At 29.6% G+C, this 2306-nt stretch carries 3 protein-coding genes; 1 reads left to right on the forward strand and 2 read right to left on the reverse strand.

The window, feature by feature from the left end:
- Positions 1-283: 283 nt before the first annotated feature.
- The gene (locus CHF27_RS13590; protein WP_095404450.1) at positions 284-628 is read right to left on the reverse strand and encodes a hypothetical protein; all 345 of its coding nucleotides are present in this window, start codon (positions 626-628) and stop codon (positions 284-286) included.
- A gap of 11 nt (positions 629-639) precedes the next feature.
- Positions 640-1158, reverse strand: coding sequence for an antirestriction protein ArdA (locus CHF27_RS13595; protein ID WP_095404449.1), 519 nt, complete (start codon positions 1156-1158; stop codon positions 640-642).
- Between the two features lie 388 nt (positions 1159-1546).
- On the opposite strand from CHF27_RS13595, the gene CHF27_RS13600 reads away from it, so the two are divergent.
- Positions 1547-1948: a helix-turn-helix domain-containing protein gene (locus CHF27_RS13600; RefSeq protein WP_095404448.1), complete on the forward strand. Its 402-nt coding sequence runs from the start codon at positions 1547-1549 to the stop codon at positions 1946-1948.
- The last annotated feature ends 358 nt before the right edge of the window (positions 1949-2306 follow it).

Below are 2306 nucleotides of genomic sequence, written 5' to 3' on the forward strand. Positions count from 1 at the left end.
CTGTGCGTTAGTTTTTGTTGGTGAATTGTTCCAAATAAAGGTTATTGTTCCTCCACGTTTTCAATAAGTTACTGCATTGGTTTTTGTAAGTTTATTTCTTATAGTTACTTAATGAGTATATTTAGTTGGTGTCGGTATGGAAGTTTTATTGTTGGTACTCCGCATTGGATAAAACCGTTGCTCCGCTATCCAATGCTAGTGCTTCATTAGCTTTTAAAGAGGATTTATCCCTTGGTGCATCTATTAATATTACATTTAATATATAAATGTTAAAAGCTCCTGATTAGGAGCTTTTAACTGTTGTATCTGACATTTTGGATATTTCATCCCATGAGTGGGTTCTTTTATATAATTTAACTCGGTCCATACTATTTAAATCCTTTAATAGTCCTTTTGTATGGTCATTTAATTCAATTTCTAGTAAATATTTATCTCCGATTTTTCTTGGCTTCGCCTTTGTAAATTCGTATACTTCTTGTTTTGCTACATAATCATATATTACTGCTATCATTTCCTCACTTAAATATCCTCTTCTACTGATTCCTATGTATATTTTTGAGCAACGGACCTGTTTTTCAAGGTCGCTGGCGACATGAGCGCAGTGAATTTTATTTTTAGATTTAATCATTGGCTTACCTCCTAGTCATTTGAATAATAAAATACTTCTTTTTCTGGATTCTTTGTTATGCTCATTGTCATTTGTAATTTATTGAAAACTGTATCGTAATCTATGCTATAAGATAACTCCCAAGGCATATCCTCAATTAGTTCTTCGTAGAACTCATACATATAATTTTGTGCAAACTCATTGTTATTACTACCTTCTATCGTGTAGACATCTTCTAAGTATTTTTTAATCATATGTATATCTAGCTTCTTAAAATCAATTCCATAAGTATCTTCTAGATGCTCTAGTAAATATCTATTTAAATTTAATTCCTCAATCGTTTCACATAATTCATTTACTTTTATTGGGTCTGTGTACTCTCCAATTTCAAATGGCAGCTCATAATCGTGAATTGCAAAGTCACTTTGACCATTTTTACTTTGTCTTAAAATAGCTTCTTCTATCTCTTCATTTTCTGTGGGAAGCTCAATCCATTCTCCTTTTAAATATCCACTGTTATAAGCTTCTAAATCCGCTATGTATATTTGCATTTTTACCACTCCTTAGATGTAATTTTTAACTTTATTTCTATAGTTATATTATGTCCTTTACTAGTGAAAAATATACATCAAGCCATTGAAAATACTACGTTTTCACAATATGTTTTTTATTGATTTTTTTACTTTTTCAAACTGATTTTTCTCAAAATTACAATTCACGAGAACGTGAGTTATAATAAAATACTTATTTTTAAATTTTCACTTAAACGTGAAAATAAAAACCTAACTGATATATAAATTTCACGTTTAAGTGAATTTAAAAATGTATTTAAATAACTTTATTGAATATATAAATTAGCTCCAAGGACTAAAAATGGACTTATACGGGAATATATAAAGATATGAGATTCCTATATTTTAAATTTATGAGGTGAATAATATGGCAAATGGTAGTTTTGAAGGATTATATACATTTCTTGAAGTTGCAGAAATCTATGGCATTGACGATTCATGTTTAAGAAAACAAGTGGCTCGTGATAAGTTTGTTGTTGGTGAAGACGTAAAGAAGATGGGTAGAACGTGGATTATAACAGAGCAAGCAATGATTAAAACATTTGGAACTTTGAAATTTGAGGATTATAAAAAGAAGCTTGAGAAAAAAGAAAAGGCTGAAGCTAAAAAATTAGCTGCTCAAATGGCTAAATCAAAAGGCTCAAGGTCCAACAATAAAGTACATAACATGAATGAAAAAGAAGAAAAGATAAAAGATAGCTGGGTTAGTAATGAAATTAATGGCATAGAGCTAAAAAGCTTCGCTTTTAATACAAATAATAGTGAATAAATATAAAAGTCCGTACAAGCTAAAATACGGACTATTTTCGTGTACTTAAATACCATATGTAATCCATAAGTATCTTGAAATTATTTTTCCACATTTAAATACAATCAATTTATGTGAGTTTTAAAGTAGATATTATTCACTTTAAAAGCCATAGAATTACTAGCATTGGATAGCGGAGCAACGGTTTTATCCAATGCGGAGTACCAACAATAAAACTTACATACCGACACCAACTAAATATACTCATTAAGTAACTATAAGAAATAAACTTACAAAAACCAATGCAGTAACTTATTGAAAACATGGAGGAACAATAACCTTTATTTGGAACAATTCACCAACAAAAACTAACGCACAG

It is taken from the genome of Romboutsia maritimum, from assembly GCF_002251085.2.
GTDB lineage: Bacteria > Bacillota > Clostridia > Peptostreptococcales > Peptostreptococcaceae > Romboutsia_B > Romboutsia_B maritimum.